The 17,005-nt window shown below is 70.6% G+C and carries 12 protein-coding genes and 1 riboswitch; of the genes, 3 read left to right on the top strand and 9 right to left on the bottom strand.

The window, feature by feature from the left end; translation table 11 throughout:
* Nucleotide 1: 1 nt before the first annotated feature.
* Nucleotides 2–3,010, bottom strand: coding sequence for an amidohydrolase family protein (locus tag IPJ78_11850; GenBank protein MBK7907243.1), 3,009 nt, complete (start codon nt 3,008–3,010; stop codon nt 2–4).
* A 247-nt stretch (nt 3,011–3,257) separates the two neighbouring features.
* Nucleotides 3,258–3,348, top strand: a riboswitch (cyclic di-GMP riboswitch).
* Between the two features lie 80 nt (nt 3,349–3,428).
* Here IPJ78_11850 and IPJ78_11845 point away from each other — a divergent pair.
* The gene (locus tag IPJ78_11845) at nt 3,429–4,937 is read left to right on the top strand and encodes an Ig-like domain-containing protein (protein ID MBK7907242.1); all 1,509 of its coding nucleotides are present in this window, start codon (nt 3,429–3,431) and stop codon (nt 4,935–4,937) included.
* A gap of 80 nt (nt 4,938–5,017) precedes the next feature.
* On the opposite strand, the gene IPJ78_11840 is transcribed toward IPJ78_11845, so the two are convergent.
* Together IPJ78_11840 and IPJ78_11835 are read right to left on the bottom strand one after the other, a co-directional pair.
* The gene (locus IPJ78_11840) at nt 5,018–7,102 is read right to left on the bottom strand and encodes an aryl-sulfate sulfotransferase (GenBank protein ID MBK7907241.1); all 2,085 of its coding nucleotides are present in this window, start codon (nt 7,100–7,102) and stop codon (nt 5,018–5,020) included.
* A complete protein-coding gene (locus IPJ78_11835; GenBank protein ID MBK7907240.1) occupies nt 7,099–7,752 on the bottom strand; it encodes a hypothetical protein in 654 nt (217 codons plus the stop codon). Before IPJ78_11835 ends, IPJ78_11840 begins: the two co-directional genes overlap by 4 nt.
* A 92-nt stretch (nt 7,753–7,844) precedes the next feature.
* Between IPJ78_11835 and IPJ78_11830 the strand changes: the two genes are divergently transcribed.
* Together IPJ78_11830 and IPJ78_11825 are read left to right on the top strand one after the other, a co-directional pair.
* Nucleotides 7,845–9,707, top strand: a complete 1,863-nt coding sequence (locus IPJ78_11830; protein MBK7907239.1) for an ABC transporter ATP-binding protein — start codon at nt 7,845–7,847, stop codon at nt 9,705–9,707.
* 79 nt (nt 9,708–9,786) lie between these two features.
* Complete coding sequence (locus IPJ78_11825) at nt 9,787–10,440, top strand: hypothetical protein (protein MBK7907238.1); 654 nt, start codon at nt 9,787–9,789, stop codon at nt 10,438–10,440.
* 58 nt (nt 10,441–10,498) lie between these two features.
* Here the strand turns inward: IPJ78_11825 and IPJ78_11820 are convergent, their stop codons facing one another.
* The 6 genes from IPJ78_11820 to IPJ78_11795 all read right to left on the bottom strand — a co-directional run bounded on the left by IPJ78_11820 (nt 10,499) and on the right by IPJ78_11795 (nt 16,970).
* The gene (locus tag IPJ78_11820; protein ID MBK7907237.1) at nt 10,499–12,616 is read right to left on the bottom strand and encodes a TonB-dependent receptor; all 2,118 of its coding nucleotides are present in this window, start codon (nt 12,614–12,616) and stop codon (nt 10,499–10,501) included.
* An 84-nt stretch (nt 12,617–12,700) separates the two neighbouring features.
* The gene (locus IPJ78_11815) at nt 12,701–13,663 is read right to left on the bottom strand and encodes a hypothetical protein (GenBank protein ID MBK7907236.1); all 963 of its coding nucleotides are present in this window, start codon (nt 13,661–13,663) and stop codon (nt 12,701–12,703) included.
* A gap of 44 nt (nt 13,664–13,707) precedes the next feature.
* A complete protein-coding gene (locus IPJ78_11810) occupies nt 13,708–14,472 on the bottom strand; it encodes a DUF1080 domain-containing protein (GenBank protein ID MBK7907235.1) in 765 nt (254 codons plus the stop codon).
* Between the two features lie 68 nt (nt 14,473–14,540).
* The gene (locus tag IPJ78_11805; protein MBK7907234.1) at nt 14,541–15,284 is read right to left on the bottom strand and encodes a response regulator transcription factor; all 744 of its coding nucleotides are present in this window, start codon (nt 15,282–15,284) and stop codon (nt 14,541–14,543) included.
* A 16-nt stretch (nt 15,285–15,300) separates the two neighbouring features.
* Nucleotides 15,301–16,353, bottom strand: a complete 1,053-nt coding sequence (locus IPJ78_11800) for a histidine kinase (protein ID MBK7907233.1) — start codon at nt 16,351–16,353, stop codon at nt 15,301–15,303.
* Nucleotides 16,350–16,970, bottom strand: a complete 621-nt coding sequence (locus IPJ78_11795; protein ID MBK7907232.1) for a hypothetical protein — start codon at nt 16,968–16,970, stop codon at nt 16,350–16,352. Before IPJ78_11795 ends, IPJ78_11800 begins: the two co-directional genes overlap by 4 nt.
* Between the last annotated feature and the right edge of the window lie 35 nt (nt 16,971–17,005).

Genomic DNA, 17,005 nt, shown 5'->3' with positions numbered 1-17,005 from the left:
GTCAGTCGTGCTCCGGCGCACGGCCACGGGCCGGGCCCGCGCCGGTCGGCGCGTCCGGGGTGCCGGCGGAGAGGATGGCCTGGAGCAGCTGCGCCCGCTGCGTCGCGATCTCGGTGCGGAGCCGCGCGTCCTCCTCGAGCGAGAAGTACTTGCGGCCATCCACCCACGTCTGCTCGGCGCGCGTGAACTGCGAGAGCGGGTTGCCGCTCCAGATCACGAAGTCGGCGTCCTTGCCGGCCTCGAGCGAGCCGACGCGGTTGTCGATCGCGATCGCCCGCGCGGCCTGGTTCGTGACCGTCGAGAGGGCCTGCACCTCCTCGACGCCCGACCGCAGGAGCTTGCCGGCCTCCCAGTTCATGCGCGTGGAGATCTCCGCGTCGTCCGAGTGCAGCGACGTCACCACGCCCGCCTCCATGAGGAGGCGCGCGTTGTACGAGGTCGCATCATACGATTCGAGCTTGAACGCGCCCCAGTCGCTCCAGACCACCGCGGCGACGCCGGCGTTCTTGAGCTCGGTGGCGATCTTGTACGCCTCGACGCCGTGCTGCAGCGTCTGGATCCGGAAGCCGAACTCCTCCGCCAAGCGCACGAGCGCGAGGAACTCGTCGGCGCGATAGCCGTGCGACGACACGAGGAGCTTCTGGTTCAGGATGTCGAGGATCGCCTCCATGCGGAGGTCGCGACGCGGCGGGATGCCCTTCTTGTCGGACGCCTCCCAAGCCTTCCATTCCTTCTCGTAGTCGCGCGCGGCGAGGAAGTGGTCGCGGATGATCTCCTGCACGCCCATGCGCGTGTTCGGATAGCGGTTGGGGCTGCGCTTGGGGTTCTCGCCGAGCGCGAACTTCACCGTGCGCGGCGGGTTCTCGAAGCGCTGCTCGTCCGGCAGCATGCCCCAGCGGTTCTTCACGTAGACGTTCTCGCCGCCGATCGGATTCGCCGAGCCGTGCTTGACCATCTGCATGGTGAGACCACCGGCGAGCTGCCGGTACATCCAGATGCTGTTGTGCGTGAGCACATCTCCCATCCGCACTTCCGGGACGATCGCGAACCCGCTCTCGTTCACCGAGGTCACACCGGTGTGCGAATGCGGATCGATGAGGCCCGGTGTCACGTGCTTGCCGGTCGCGTCGATCACCACCGCGCCACGCGGCGCCACGAGCCCCTTGCCCACCTGCACGATCTTGCCGGCGCGCACCAGCAGGTCCGCGTTCTCCATCCGCCCCTGCGGTCCCTGGGTCCACACGGTGGCGTTGCGCACGAGGACGACGGCAGGCTGCTCGGGGATCGACGCGCGGCCGTACTCCATCATCGGGCGGATGAACGGCAGGTCGATCTGCGGGACGCGGCGCGCGACGGTCCCGCGCGCCGGTCCTTCGTAGACCTCGGTCCGCTTGCCGCGGAACGCCGGGTCGGTGCCATTCGGGAGCGACGTCCACCCGAAGACCTCCTCACCGCTCACCGAGCCGGACATGAGGACGGTCCCCTCGTAGCCGAGCTGGTCACCGGCGAACGTCACCTCGAGACGTCCCGTCTCGGCGATCACGCGGGCCGACGCGAGGTTGATGGCGCGACGCCCTTCGCGTTCGATGCTCCCGCGGATGCGGTTCAGCGGGCCTTCGAGGACGAGCGTGGCATTGAAGCCATCCGCATCGGTCGAGACGATGGCCCAGGTGCCGCGCGGATCGACCTGCGGCGGCCGGGTCACGCCGTAGCGCGCGCCCTGCACCCACACGTCGCGGATGGTGGCATCCTGCGTGAAGAGGTCCCCGTCCGTGACGATGAGGTTGGCGACCTTGCCCACCGCGATGGTGCCGTGCGTGCGCTCGATGCCGAGCCAGGCGGCCGGCACCGTGGTGAGCGCGGCGAGCGCCTTGTCAGGGGCGAGGCCGCGCGAGACGGCGACGCGGAGGTTGGGGAGGAACTGCGTGAGCGTGGAGAGCCCGTCCGTGGTGAGGGCGAACGGCACGCCCGCCGCGGAGAGCTGCGCCGGGTTGGTCGGCGCGAGGTACCAGTGTCGCATCTGCGCCAGCGAGACGTTGAGCGCCAGCTCGGGGCTCGACACGTCGGGCGCGTCCGGGAAGTTGAGCGGGACGATCAGCGGCTGCGTGCGGCCCTTCAGCACGTCGATCAGCCGGTACTCCATGCCGTTGCCGCGGAACCACGGCGTGAGCTTGTAGTCCTTGGCGAGCGTGAACGCGCGGAGGTACTCCTCCTCGCTCTCGGTCTGGAAGAGCACCGCCTGCTTGCCCTGCACCGCGGCGGCGAGCGCCCCGAGGGCCTCGCTCCGCTCCGGCGGCAGCACCGAGCGGCCGCTCGCCTCATACGCGGCGTTGGCGCGGATGTACCACTCGGCGTCCATGAACGTCTGTCGCATGAGGGCGACGGTCCCCATGCTCGAGTTGGGATACATCCCGCCGAGCTGGAAGGAGCGGTTGAAGCCGACGGCCTGCAGCAGGTCGGCGCGCAGGACGCGCTCCCGCACGCCGGCGTCGCTCAGGTTCACCACCGACGCGGTGCCGCGGAAGATGCCCTGCTTGGGCACCGCGAGGGCGGCCCCGAAGCCGAGCGAGCGCAACGCCACGCGCCGGGTGGAATCGTCCTTCATGCTCGCGGTGGTGCTGAACCAGGCGCGCACCTGCGGGTTCCAGTGCGTCGGCCCGACATCGCCGCCCTGCGGCACCGCGTCCATGCCGAGGTCGGCATGGGCGTCGATGAAGCCCGGGTAGATGGTCTGGCCCTTGAGGTCCCAGATCCGCGCGCCGGCCGGCGGCCGCAGGTTCTTCCCCACGGCGGTGATGACGCCGTTCCGGATGACGACGGTGGCGCTGTCGAGCACCTGCCCGGGTGACGTGACGACGCGTGCGCCGACGAGGGCGTGGAAGCCGGTGCCGGCGTCGCGAAGCCCGGTCACGGGCTCGGTGCGCGAGGATTGCTGGGCGCCGAGTCCGCCGGCCGACAGTGCGCCGGCGAGCAGGAGACCGAGGCTCAGGAGCGTGCGGGAAGCTCTCACGAGGTACTCCGTGGGAGACGGCCGTTGCCGCAGGACGGCCGTCGAGGGAACGAGAGGACTGGCGCCTGCATCGCCTGAACGCGCGTCGTGCGTGACGCGACTTATAGAATGGGCTTACGGACCGGGGGACGCAAACGCTGGGGGGAGGACGTCGATATCACTTTGTGCCGTCTCCCCTCCCGAAGCGCCCGGGTCGCGGCGAGCATTCCCTTCGTGCGGCGCGTTCCTCGCCGCGCGAACTCGTACGCGCTGCCCAGAGCAAACCCGTCGAAAGGCGGGGACGCAGAGCCACGGGGCTTCGCCGTCGTCATCGACGGCATGCCAGCCGGGTCGCCAGCCTCCTCGACCAGTACGCTGGTCACCCGCTGGCGGCCCCGCATTACGGGACCTCCGGCGGGCCACACCCCCGGAGGTCCTCATGCCGTTCAAGCACAAGTTGTCGCGCCGCCTCGCGGCGCTCTACGTCACCTGCATCACAGCGCTCGCCGTCGGGTGCGCTGACGCCCCCACCAGCAACGCCGATGCGGTGCCGACGCGCTCCGAGGCACTGGATCCCGCGCTCGCGGTGAGCACCAGCAGCGCGATCGGCCAGCGCATCTCCGCCGACAGGTGGGTGCAGGTCTTCTCGCTGGCGTCGCGGCGCTCGCGGCAACTCGGCAGGCAACGCGGCGGCGCGCAGGGCACGATCGTCGACGGCCCGAGCGCGATCACCAGCACCGACCCGTATCCGCTCTTCCTGGTGAACTTCGACTCCGGTGTGGACGGCTGGGTCCTCGGCGCCTATCTCAGCCTCCTCGCGCCGCTCCCCGCCCCGACACCCACTCCCACCCCGACGCCGACGCCAACGCCGGCGCCCGTCGCGAGCATCACGCTCACGCCCGCGAGCGCGACCGTGGCGATCGGCGCGACGCAACAGCTCGCCGCGACGCTCCGCGACAGTGCCAGCACCGTGCTGACCGGGCGCACCGTCACGTGGACAAGCACCAACAACGCCGTGGCGACCGTGAGTGCGAGTGGCACCGTCACGGGCATCGCGACCGGTACCGCGACCGTGTCGGCCTCGAGTGAAGGGCGATCGGCGACGGCGGCGATCACCGTGCCCGCGCCGCCCGCACCACCGGGCGTGAGTGCCGCGAACTTCGCATCGCGCTGGGGGACGGCGACGGGGGCGACGCAGAGCGCCTTCCTCGACACCGGCAGTCCGACCCCTTGGGGCTTCGTCTGCTGCTCCAGCAACACCAACACCACCGTCACGACCGCGGCCGCGCTCGGCCTGCAGCAGTGGCCGGCCGGCAGCAACGTGTACCGGGTCGGCGTGCAGAGCGGGACGGGCATCCAGACCCACCAGCTCGTCGCCGACCTCGGCGCACCGACCGCCAACAGCCATCGGTACTTCCGCTACTACCTGCAGGTCGCGTACGGCGACGATCACGGCTCGGCGTCCGAGAGCAGCATCGAACACGGCGTCGAGACGTCCCCCTCGACCTCCGGCGGCGGACGCGGGCTCAACATGTACCGCCTCCCGCGCAACGACGGCACGTGGTTCCCCGCGTTCCGTGACATCGCAAGCGGCTGGCGTTACGTCGCCTCCGACCTGCGGCTCGCGAAGAACCGTACGTATCGCCTGGAGTGGCATGTGACCTATCTCGCCGCCACGTACAGCCTGCAGATCCGCATCTATGATGGCGCGGGCGTGCTCGTCGCGACCGAGAACGACTTCTTCCAGTACGTCCCCACGCGCAACACCGCGGCGCGCCTCGGCGCGGCCCAGTTCGCGTACGCGGCGGCGGACCATCGGTTCTTCCGCGTCGGCACCAACGGACCCGGGTCGAACTTCCCGCTCGCCAACCTCCGCACCGACAACCTCTTCCTCCACGGCGCCGTCGCCGTCTGCGCGACGGGCTGGTGCGGTCCGGTCACGCCGTAACACGCTCGCGGATCGTATTGAACGCGCGGGGGCGCGGCACCAGGTGCCGCGCCCCCGCGTGCCGCGCATCCACTGCGATGCTATGGCCGATCGAACGCCCCGACCTCCTCTCCCAACAGCGACGCCACCGGCGTCACGCGATACAACCGTGTCAGCTGGTTCCCGAACGTGAGTCGCCATACCGGAACGCCGGACGGCGTCACTTCGACCGCCGTGATCGGCCCCGTCGACCCGTTGTGCCCGGCGAACATCCCGAACAGCACCGCCGTGTTGCCGTTGGGCAGCCGTCGCGCCGAGCCCACCAGCGCCGCATAGATCTCCGGCACGTGCCGGTACTCCCAGACCTTCGTCGCCGTGTCGTTGGCGAGGTCGAGCTGGTACTCGATCGCCCGCGAGTAGCGCACGCCGGCGCGCTCGTAGCCGTTGTCGAACACGAGCACGCGCCCGTTCGTCGGCTCCGACACGTAGTGTTGCCCGAGCGGCCGATCCTCTGGTGCGAGACCGAGCGACCCGACATTCCCGCCCAGACGCCACTCGAGTGATTGGAAGTCCGCGGCGATCGAGATCACCTGATCGGCGTTGCGCAGCGACATCACCACGTTGTTGCGCGGCCCGATGCTGAGGCCGTTACCGTGCAGCCAGTTGCCCGGGACCGACCGCGCGCCGCGCAGCGTGCTCCAGTCGAGGAAGTCGAACGCGCTCCATCGCTTGGTCACGGTCCCCGTTTCCGGCGACCACTCCCAGATCGACTCCCCCACCACCGAGTCGGGGGCGACGAAGCGCGTCTCCATCGCGATGAAGAAGAGCGTATTCGCCGGCGTCGGGATCACGTCATGGTGGATCGTCCCGTAGGGACGCGGCACCGCCGGGGTCGGCTGCGGCAGCGTGTGCACCGTCGTCCCGCCGAGCGTGCGCTCGACAAGGCCCGAAGCCGCCTCGAGCGTGACGATGTTCCCGTTCGCACGCCGCGTCGCGCCGAAGAGCGACCCGACGGTCGGCAGCCAGCCCACGACCTGCCCCTCCTCGATCATCAGCAGCCCGGCGAACTGCGTCGCCCCCACCACCTCGATCAGTGCCACGGGCAGGCTCGGGGTGCCCGTCTGATTGATCGCGATCGAGCGGATCACGGTCGGCAGCGTGTCCGTCGTGAAGCCGGCGGTGCGGACCGCGCCCGTCCCGGTGAGGGCCTTCGCCTCCACGACGTACGCCCTCTCCGGTCGCAGGCGGGGCAGCAGCAGGCGATGGATGTACGCGCTCGAGTCGGCGGTGCGCGTGAGCACCGGCGTGCCCGGCGCGCCCCAGGTCACGCGGAGCGCTGCGGGCGTGCGCATGACGACGGTCACCTGCTTGACGAGCGGGAGCGATGTCGAGTCGATCACCACCGACACGACGTCGCTCGGCGACTGCGGACCGGACGGGTCCGTGCACGCGACGGGGAGGAGCGCGAGCGAGAGGAGGAACGGGACGACCCAGCGCGTGCGGGCACGGTACGCCGTCCACTCGGGGAACCGTGAGAGACTCGCTTCCTTCATGATCATGTTCACGCTGAAGACGCCCACCCACACCCACGCCAGGATCACCACCGGCAGCCAGTGCCACACGAGCAGCGCGAAGCTGCCGTAGACCATCATCTCCCCGAGATAGTTGGGATGCCGCACGTATCGGTGCATCCCGTCGACGATCAGCCCCGGCCGCGCGCGCAACGTGAAGTACTTCTGCGCATCCGCGGCGATCATCGTCACGCAACCGAGCACGCAGAGCGTCGTGCAGAGCGCGAACCAGGCCGCGTCGGGCAACGGGTACCGCGGCACCGAGACGCCGGCGATGAGCAGCCAGGCGATCAGCCAGTAGGGGCCGAGCACCAGCAGGAACGACATCAGCCCGCCGCCGATCGTCACGCGCGTGCGCCAGCGCGGATCGGGGAAGGCGACGTCCTTCAGCAGCCACACGAGCCCGTACGACCCGTGCAGCGCGAGATAGGTCCACGCCGCTGCGCTGGTGTTGTCGTACCACCACATGCAGAGGCCCACGAACGCGAACGTCCCGGCCTTCTGCGCGTTGATCACCCACGCGAGCGTCCAGGGACGCGGGCCGCCGAGGAAGTCCTCCGAGAGATGCGTCGTGAGGCGGCGCATCGCCACCGCCCAGCCAGGGGCCCGGCTCATCGCACCAGGTGGTACGCCGCGATCGACACCAGCGTCACCGTCAGCAACCCGGTCATCACGCTGACGCCCCGGTACAGCCGCGCGAGTGCCGCGTACTTGTTCTGGTTGATCCCCGAGAGGATGTGCAGCTGGTCGGCGAGCTCGGTCGTCAGGTTGTCCATTCGCAACTCGTCCCACACGCGCCGGTACTCCGCGCGCGGCCGGCGCACGATGTCGCCGTGGAACAGCATCCGCATCGACGCCCCCGGCTGCACCACGGTCGGCAGCACGTCCGTCGGCGCGGCCCCGCGGGGCCGCAGCGCCTCGATCGCCTGGAAGATGTACCACACCGTCACCGCGACGTAGATCACCACCTCCGCCGTGATCGCCGCGCCCCAGACGCCGTCGCGGGGCAGCACCGCCTCGCCGCCGCGCACCACCACGACCAGCGCGACCGCGTTGAGCACGCTGATGATCACGAGCGCGAACCGGGCCTTCCGGTCGGCGAGCTCGATGAGATCCTGCGTCATCTCCACCGCGTTCTGCATCGCCCGGTAGCGGAACGCCGGCTCGAGCAGGCCACGCTCGGCCTCGAGCCGCCGCGCGTCCTTCTCGCGCTTCTTCGCGTCCTTGTCGTCGAGCGGGTCGGGCGGGAGCAGGGCGTCGGTCATCGGGATGGTCAGGGTGCTGGAAGATGCCGCGAGCGGCCCGGTGAAGCCACCCGTAGATTCCCGCCCAGCCGCCCTTCCCCCGCCCCGCCCTCGTGACCGCCGCTGCCCCCACCGCCGCGCCCGCCGCTGCGGGATCCCGCGCATCGACCCTGCCGCCGGACTTCCGCAGCCGCCTCCAGCGCGTGCGACGGAACCTCCGCAAGGGACTCGAGCTCGCGTGGGGTGCCGGGCCGCGCGAGCTCATCAAGTTCACCGTCCTCGGGATGGTGAGCGCCACGGTGCAGCCGGTCACGGTGCTGCTGGGATCCATGCTCGTGAGCCGCATCGCCGGTGGCTCGGCCGCCGCGGTCACGTTCGGCGATGTCGTGCCGATCATCATCGGCCTCTGGACGGTCAGCGCCGTGCAACGCGCCATCGGCGCCTACCAGGGCTACGGACGCGACCTCTTCGTGCGCCGCGTCCAGCTCGAGGCGGAGCGCCGACTGCTCCGGAAGGCGTCGACCATCGACGTCGGCCACTTCGACAACTCCGACTGGCACGACCGCCTGGCGCGCGCCAAGCGCGACGTCTCGTGGCGCCCCGGCGACCTCACCTGGTCGGTGCTCGGGCTCTCCGGCAACATCGTCACCATCCTGCTGATGGCGGGCATCCTCGCGAGCCTCAACTGGACCCTCGTCCTCCTCGCCCTCGTCGCGGCGGTGCTCTCCCTCTTCCTCGAGCGGCGCAACACCGTGCGGATGTACGAGTACTTCTACCAGGAGACGCCGGAGGAACGCGAACGCGAGTACCTCGGCAACCTGCTCGTCGAGGCCAAGAGCACGAAGGAGATGCGGGCCTACGTCCTCTCCGACCACCTGCTCGGCCGGCACCGCAGGCTGTCCGAGGAGCTGCTGCAGAAGCGCAGCGCCATGTACCGCGCCGGCGCCAACACGTCGATGATCACGGGACTCGTGACCGGCACGAGCCTCGCGCTCGCCTACGCCTTCGTCGCCTGGCGCGGCGTGCACGGCCAGATCGACGCCGGTGGCATCGTCCTCGTCATCGGTGCGTTCGGTGCCGTGTCGGGCACGCTCGGCTCCATCTCCTCCACCTTCGTCGCCGTCGACCAGCACACCACCTTCCTCGACGACTACTTCTCGTTCCTCGCGATCGAGCCGCTCGTCCCCACCCCCGCCGATCCCAAGCCGATCCCCGCGCGCCTCGAGCAGGGCATCGAATTCCGCGAGGTGACGTTCCAGTATCCCGGCGGCCACGCGCCGGCCGTCGATGGCTTCAGCCTGACCATCCGCAACGGCGAGCTCCTCGCCCTCGTCGGCGAGAACGGCGCGGGGAAGAGCACCTTCGTCAAGCTGCTGCTGCGCTTCTACGATCCCGACCGCGGCAGCATCCACCTCGGCGGTGTCGACCTGCGCGATGTCGCTCCCGAGGTGCTGCGAGAGCGGATCGGCGTGCTCTTCCAGGACTTCGCGACCTACGAACTCACCGTGCGCGAGAACGTGCGGATGGGCCGCCCCGGTGCCGTCGAGGATGACGCGCGCGTGCAGAAGGCGCTCCGCGATGCGCGCGCGGAGGGACTGGTGAGCAAGTTGCCGTCCGGCCTCGACTCGCGGACCGGGCGGCTCTTCGAGGGCGGGCATGACCTGAGCGGCGGCGAGTGGCAGCGCCTCGCCCTCGCGCGCATCATGTACCGGGACGCCGACGTGTGGATCCTCGACGAGCCCACGAGCGCGCTCGACCCCGAGGCCGAGGCGGCGGTCTTCGAGGAGCTCAAGGCGAACCTCAAGGGACGCATCGGCATCGTCATCTCCCACCGCTTCTCGACCGTGCGCATCGCCGACCGCATCGCGGTGATCGACGACGGTCGGGTGCAGGAACTCGGGACCCACGAGGAGCTGCTCGCGGCCCGGGGCCGGTATGCGCGGCTCTTCGAGTTGCAGGCCGCCGGGTACCGCTGAGCGATTCAAGCGCGTCGGCCCGGCGGTCGATACTCAATCGTCGGGCGGATGTACCGCTCGCGACCGACTCGAGCCCCGCATGTCCGCGATCCCCTACTACCCCGACGAGACCACAGAGGCGAAGGCCCTGCGTCGGCGGGAACGCGCCCTGCAGCGCGCCGAGGAGACGGCGGGCCCGATGGAACCGGAGCTCCGTTTCCGCGTGCTGCACGCGATGCTCAAGATGGAGACCGACTTCCTCGACCTCGCCGACAAGAAGGCGCGGTTCGCCCTCGTGATCATGAGCGCGCTCAATGCGATCGCGCTCGTGCTCGTGATGCGCGGCGGCGAGGTCCTCGGCCAGGCGACCCTCTGGGGGATCCTCCTCCGCGTCGAAGTCGCGGCGTACTTCGTCGCGACGGTCGTGTACATCTGGCACGCGATCGAGGCGCTCCGCCCGCGCGGGCAGCGCGGACACCTCGCACGCACCCTGCCCGACGCGATCGTCCCGGCCGCCTCGATGCGGGTGCTCTTCCATTCGGACATCGCCGCGCGCGATCGCGATGCCTTCCGGGACCTCTGGACCGGCCTCCGCCTCGACAACGTCACCGCGGAGCTCTCCGACCAGCTGCACATGGTGTCGTGCATCAACGTGCTCAAGTACCGCGCGCTCGGCCGGCTCTATACCGGCGTGGGGATCATGACCGCGCTGCTCACCGCCGCGATCCTGACCGTCGGCGCCAGTCGGATGTGAACAGCGGGGGGAGGCGCAGTGCGCCGCCCCCCGCCGACGATGCGTGCCCGAGGCGCGGTCAGCGCGACCGGCGGATGCTCACCCCGACGACGACCGACCGCGGCAGCCCGCCCTCGTAGACCAGCGGCGCCCCGGCGAGCAGGTCGGGATTGATGAATGCGCTCCCCACATACCGCGCGTCGGTGAGATTCTCGACCGCGAGCGAGGCGCGGACCAGCAGGCCCCCCGCGAGCGCTCGCTCGCCGGCCAGCGACGCGCGATAGACCGTGAAGCCCGGCACCTCGACCGCGTTCCGGTCGTCGGCGAAGTAGTCGTTGTTGTGCTGCGCGCCGAGCTCGACGGTGAACCAGGAAGCGGCGGGCGGCTGCCACTGCACCGAGGCGTTGATCACGCGCCCCGGGAGCCCCGCGACGGCGTTGCCATCCAGCACCGCGCTCGCGCCGGGTACGCCGAGGTAGGTGGAGTCCACGACGTAGCGGTCGTAGGTGTTCTTGGAGAAGGTGGCCGCGAGCCGGGCGGTCACGCCGCCGGCGAGGTAGCCCGTGGTGCCGAGCTCGAGTCCGCGCCGCGACACCTGGCCCGCGGTGAGGTAGAAGCGCCCGCCGTTGTAGGGCTGCGGCTCGCCATCGATCGAGACGTCGTACAGTGCCGCGTCAACGAAGAGCCCGCGCAGCACGCCGTCACCCAGTTCGACGTAGCGGCGCACGCCCGTCTCGAGGGTCGTGGAGCGGACCACGTCGATGAGCGGATTGAGGGCGGTCAGCGGGCCGGGCAGACCCATCGCGGGCGGATCGGTCTCGTTGCCCGCGGGGATCTCGACCCCGCGCCCGAAGCTCGCGTACACCGTCGTGCCATTCTGCGCGCGCCACGAGAGGCCGCCGCGCGGCGAGACCTGCGTGAAGCGCTTGGACGCATCGAGCGACGGCGTGATGAAGTCGCGATAGAAGTAGCTCAGGTCGTCGAAGCGACCGCCGACGACCAGGGTGAGTCGAGGCGAGAGCGCGACCTCGTCCTGCACGAAGAGGCCGCCGTTCTGCGCCGCCTCGCCCTTGTTCTGCTGCAGCGTCGGACCGCGGCCCCCGGCGACGAGATCGTAGAACTGGATCGCCCCGTCCTGGTACGCGAAGTCTCCACCGACGCGCAACCGGTGCTGCACGCCACCGGTCGCGACGCGCGCCCCCCACGAGGTCGCGCCGCCGACGTGATAGCGCGTGAAGTCGCGGAAGGTGTTGCGCTCGGAGCGTTGCAGGTACTTCGGGTTCACGAACAGCATCGCACTCACGTCCTGCCGCTCGCCGATCGGCTTCTCGAGCGTCACGCCCAGGCGCATGAGCCGGTTGTATCGGCGTTCGTCTCGCGCGAGGTAGGTCGCGTTCGCCTGCTGCGGATCGGCGTCGTACTGCGCTGGCGTGAGGGGCCCGGGGATGCGGAAGAGGTTCGCCGCGGCGGCGAGCTGCACGCCCACCCGCCCGCCCCCATCCAAGGGGACCATGATCCCGCCCACGGCCATGGTGCGGTTCGCGTCCGAATGCGCCCGCCAGCCATCGAACGTCGTGCGCGCCACCGAGAGCCATCCCTTCCCCGCGCCGAGCCGCGTCCCGGTGCGCGCGATCGTGCGCTGGAGGCCGAAGCTCCCGGACTGTTGCGTCACCTCCGCGAAGTCGCGCGTGAACTCGGGCATCGTGCTGAGACTGACGATGCCGCCGGCGGCATTGCCCCACGCGGCCGATCCGTTCGAGCGGAGCACCTCGATCCGCTCGACCGTCGCGAGATCGATGTGATCGAAGGCGGTGCGGCCGTCGGGCTCCGTCTCGGGGATCCCGTCGAGCAGGATGCGGATGCCGCGCGACGTGCCGGCATTCGATCGATCCCCCGCGCCGCGCGCGCCGTACCCACGGATGGTCAGGCGGATGTCGTGCGTCCCGAAGCGCGACTGCGCGAAGACGCCCGGGATCTGCTGCAACGCCTGGTCCATCCCCAACCCGCTCCGGCCGGCCCAGCGCTCTGACGAGATCGTCGAGACCGCGAAGGGGATCTGCGAGAGGCTTCGGCCCTCGCGCGTCGCGGTCACGACGACGGTGTCGAGCTTGGCGCGCGAGGAGTCCTGCTGGGCTGCCGCCGTCAAGGTCGGGAGAACCCCGGCGAGTGCGAGCAGAAAGAGGCGGAGACGGATCATGTCCAGCATTGTGAGGGGGGTCCAGACGGCCCGGCGTTCATTATACGTTCATGTTCCCCGGCCCGCGACCCCCCGAACACGATCCTAGACCTTCATCGTCTCGTCCAGCCTCGAGATATCCATGGAGAGGATCCCGTCCTCGCCGGGCGGGTCGAAGATGTTCGTGAACTTCGCCCCCCATTCCACCTCCTCCGCCTTGTACGACGTCCGCGCATGCACCGTCGTCGCGAAGGTGTCGTCCACCCCGCTGAGCAGCAGGAGGAACTCCGCGTTCCGCTCCACGAGCTGGTCGATCGACAGACCCCAGAGCGGACTCTCCTTGGTGATCGGGTGGACGATCGTCCACGCGAGCGGGAAGAAGGTCACCTTCGCCCGGTCCAGCGGGAGTGGGCGGTAGCGCCGCACCTGTTCGCCGTTCACCTGCTCCACGTAGCTGTACGAGAGGGAGGCCGTGAGCTCGATGAGCTCGTTCTTGCGGCGGTTCGCCATGCGGATCATCAGCGCGAACCCGCCCTGGAAGGGCGCGACGACCGCGCGACGGCTGAAGGTGACCGCGGCCGTCGGCCGCGCGAACCGCGCGAAGAACAGGCCGGTGATCAGCGCCTGGGCGAGCACGCCCACCAGCGCCTCGATGGTCATGAGCCAGTGGGCCGGCAGGCCGCGGGGCGCGATCGTCCCGTAACCGATGGTCGCGAAGGTCTCCACCGAGAAGAAGAACGCGCGCGTGAAGCGACCCGCCACGGTCGCCGTCGGGTCGCCCACCAGCGCATCCGCGCCGCAGAGCCAGAAGGCGCCGGCGAAGGCGAGGTTGATGCCGAGATAGATGACCACCACCCAGCCGAAGAAGGCTGGCCACCGCGTGACGAGGGCGGCGTGGTAGAGGCTCACGACCTCGCTCCACGGCAGGCCGGTGCGGCGCACGTTGAACGAGCCGTCGGCGTTGAGCAACCGGCGGCTGTTCGTCGACACCACCGCGCCGAAGCCGAGGTCGCCCTTCTCCTCCGGTCCCTTCGGCGTCGGGATCGCGGCGTAGTTCATCGTCTGCATCGGCTACGTCTCGGTGCGGGTCATCGTCCGGGTCATCGGCCGGGTCAGCGCGGGAGCGGCTGCACCCAGATGTTGCGGAAGCGGACCGGGTGCCCATGGTCCTGCAGCGAGATGGGCAGCTCGTCCGCGTGCGCGAGGTACGGCGTGCGCACGCGATGCGAGGTGGGACCGAGCAGCGCGACGTCGTCCTGCACGAGCACGCCGTTGTGCCGCACCGTCAGGCGCGCCGGCGTGAGCAGGACCCCCGTCGAATCGAACCGCGGGCGACGGAACTCGATGTCGTAGCTCTGCCATTCCCCGGGCGGGCGCGCGACGTTCACGCGCGGCGGGAACTGGCCGTAGATCGACGCCGCCTGCCCGTCGGCGTAGGTCTCGTTGCGGTACGAATCGAGCACCTGCACCTCATACGTCTGCTGGAAGAAGACGCCGCTGTTGCCGCGATCCTGTCCCGTTCCGCGCGGCGGGGCCGGCGCGGCCCACTCGAGGTGGAGTCGCACGTCGCCGAAGCCGACGCGCGTGCGGATGCCGCCAGTATTGGGCACCACCTCCATCGCGCCCTCGACGATGCGCCAGGGCGCGGGCTGGCCGTCGCCGGTGGTCCACCACCCGAGGTCGCGGCCGTCGAAGAGCACGATCGCCCCGGCCGGTGGCGCCACGGGCAACCGCTGGGCGGGCGCGACCTCCACGGACGGCTTGGGGCGGTCGAGCGAGTGCTGCGGCCAGGTGGTCGGGGCCTGCGCCCCGGCGGAGGCGAGCGGGGACAGGCTCGCGAGGACGAGCGCGACCAGCGGCGTACGGGCACGGGACATCGGGCGGACCTCGAAGAGGGAGCGCGGCGCGGCGACGCCTAAGGATAGTCGCCCCGTGGCGGCCCTGTTCAGAGGCCCAGTCGTCGCAGTTCGGTCGCCCGCGCACGGCTCACGGCGAGCCGCGTCCCGTCCCGCAGCTCGGCGGTCATCCCGCCCTTGCCATGCCGCCGGAACGCGACGACGTGGTCGAGGTTCACCAGGTGCGTGCGATGGATCCGCACGAAGCGCCGCGCATCGAGCTTCGCCTCGAGATGCGCGAGCGGCAGTGAGAGCACGTGCCGCGCCCGCTCCGCGTGCGCGATCACGTAGTCCCCGTCCGCCTCGAACCAGGAGATGCTCGCCACCGGCACGGGGACGATCGCCCCGCCCACGCGCACGAACACCCGCATGAGCGGCCCCTTCCCGAGCGTCTCGCCCAGCCGGTCGAACGGCGCGACCGCCGCCTCGTCGCCGAGCGCGCCCCGCACGCGCTCGAGCGTCTGCGCGAGGCGTGACGCGCCGAAGGGCTTCAGCAGGTAGTCCACTGCGCCGAGCGCGAACGCGGCCACCGCATGCTCGGCGTGCGCGGTCGTGAAGACGATGAAGGGGCGATGCGTGAGCCGCGCCGGGACGTCGGTGCCGAGGAGGCCGGGCATCCGGACATCGAGGAAGACGAGCTCCGGCCGGAGCCGGTCGATCGCCTCGACCGCGGCGGTGCCGCTCGCGGCCTCGCCGAGCACCTCCACCGCACCGGTCGCATCGAGCATGCGCCGCAGGCCCGCGCGCGCGATGGGCTCGTCGTCGGCGATGACGACGGTGAGGCGCGGGGTCATCGCGTGCGCACCCACGTCACGCCTCGTCCGCGCGCGCGAGCGGCGCGCGGAGTGTGGCCGTGAACCCGGCGCCCGGCCGGCTCGCGAGCGTGAGCGACGCCGCCGCACCGTACAGCGCCGTGAGCCGATCGCGCAGCCGGGACAGCCCGGTCCCTTCGCCCGGCCGCGAGAGGTCGGCACCGGCGCCGTCGTCCTGCACCTCGACGACGAACGTCGTTCCCTCGGCGCGCCCCCGGATCGAGATCGTCGTCGTCCCTTCGCGCGGGGCCGCGCCATGGCGCACGGCGTTCTCCACCAGCGTCTGCAGCGCGAAGCTCGGCAACAGCACCTCGTCGAGCGTCACGGGGATCTCGCGCTGCACCACGAGCCGCTCGGCGAAGCGCATCTGCTCCAGTTCGAGGTACCGGTCCACGAACGCGCGTTCCTCGGCGAGTGGCACGAGGTCGCGCCCCTCGGCGGTCGCGGTACGCAGCAGGCCGGCGAGCCGCTCGGCCGCTTCCGCAGCGCGCAGCGGCTCGACGGGGATCAGCTGCACCACCGTGTGCAACGCATTGAACAAGAAGTGCGGATTGAGCTGTCCACGCAGCGCGGCGAGCTGCGACTGCGCCGCGGTGGTCTCGGCGCGCGCCGCCCGCGCCGTCGCGCGCACCGCGTACGAGACGCCGGCCACCGCGATGTACAGCCAGACACCGATGCTCAGGAAGGGGACCACGCCCGCCGGCCGGATCAGGAAGAAACCATCGCGCACCACTGCTTCCAACGCGCTCGCGAGGAGCAGCCAGGCGACCGAGAAGACCGCCGCGCCCGCGAGATGGAGGAGCACGAACGAGAGTCGCACCGGACGCGGCCAGGGGAAGCGCTCCGTGAGCTTGAGCACCGGCCAGCTCAGCAGCGCCGCCGCGCCGATCGCGCGTGCCGCGATGGAGAGCGCACTCCGTGCCGACCCGCCGTGCATCGCGAGGATCATCGAGCCGTAGAGCCCCCACACGGGGAGCCAGCCGATGAGGAGCTGCGCCCAGATCCACCGGCGGACCGGCGGCACCGCCTGCCCCCCGTGTTCCGGATTCACCGTGGCGCGCTCGCGGAGACCCGGGTCGCCTCGATCCGCAGCACCGCCTCGTCCCAGCTCCGCTCGCCATCGTACGACCGGTCGGTCTGCGACTTGAACCCGTTCGCGGTGATGTCATAGAAGCGGACGCGGCTGATCACCGGCTTCCCCTCGGGATCGCGACTCGCACCGCGGAGCACGACCTCGCCCCCGCGGAAGGTCCCGTTCGCGGTGGTGAAGCGGCCACGATAGACGTCAAGCGTCGTCTGCGTCCACTTCCCCTGCGCCGCGTCGAAGAGACGCATGGTGTGCGTGAGCGAGGCGGGGTTCCCCGATGCGTCGATGATGCGCAGCTCGTCCTCGACGCCGAAGCCGTCGAAGGCACGCCATCCCTTCCAGGTGCCGAGGAGCTTGGGCTGGCCGTGGATCCGTGCCGCGAGGCTGTTGACCTTCGGCATGACCGTCACCTCGAAGGAACCGACGAGGAACGCGAACTGCTCGGCTTCCCCTGGCGCCATGGAGGCAGGGCGCGCCGTGGCAGCGGCGCCGCCCTGATGCTGCTGTGCGCGGACGAGCTCGCCTCGGAGCGTGACGAGGAGCAGGGACAGGACGAGGATGGGAATGGAACGCGCGCGCATCGTGGGTCTCCGGTGCAGGAATGTGGGTCCGATGA

The organism is Gemmatimonadota bacterium, from assembly GCA_016714015.1.
In the GTDB taxonomy this organism is placed as follows: Bacteria; Gemmatimonadota; Gemmatimonadetes; order Gemmatimonadales; family Gemmatimonadaceae; genus Pseudogemmatithrix.
This window is presented reverse-complemented; position numbering and strand designations above follow the sequence as displayed.

What these genes read in the sequence shown, in the direction of transcription:
- IPJ78_11795 (MBK7907232.1), bottom strand. Translation starts at nt 16,970, where the DNA reads ATGCGCGCGCGTTCCATTCCCATCCTCGTCCTGTCCCTGCTCCTCGTC.
- IPJ78_11845 (MBK7907242.1), top strand. Translation starts at nt 3,429, where the DNA reads ATGCCGTTCAAGCACAAGTTGTCGCGCCGCCTCGCGGCGCTCTACGTC.
- IPJ78_11820 (MBK7907237.1), bottom strand. Translation starts at nt 12,616, where the DNA reads ATGATCCGTCTCCGCCTCTTTCTGCTCGCACTCGCCGGGGTTCTCCCG.
- IPJ78_11835 (MBK7907240.1), bottom strand. Translation starts at nt 7,752, where the DNA reads ATGACCGACGCCCTGCTCCCGCCCGACCCGCTCGACGACAAGGACGCG.
- IPJ78_11805 (MBK7907234.1), bottom strand. Translation starts at nt 15,284, where the DNA reads ATGACCCCGCGCCTCACCGTCGTCATCGCCGACGACGAGCCCATCGCG.
- IPJ78_11840 (MBK7907241.1), bottom strand. Translation starts at nt 7,102, where the DNA reads ATGAGCCGGGCCCCTGGCTGGGCGGTGGCGATGCGCCGCCTCACGACG.
- IPJ78_11825 (MBK7907238.1), top strand. Translation starts at nt 9,787, where the DNA reads ATGTCCGCGATCCCCTACTACCCCGACGAGACCACAGAGGCGAAGGCC.
- IPJ78_11810 (MBK7907235.1), bottom strand. Translation starts at nt 14,472, where the DNA reads ATGTCCCGTGCCCGTACGCCGCTGGTCGCGCTCGTCCTCGCGAGCCTG.
- IPJ78_11815 (MBK7907236.1), bottom strand. Translation starts at nt 13,663, where the DNA reads ATGCAGACGATGAACTACGCCGCGATCCCGACGCCGAAGGGACCGGAG.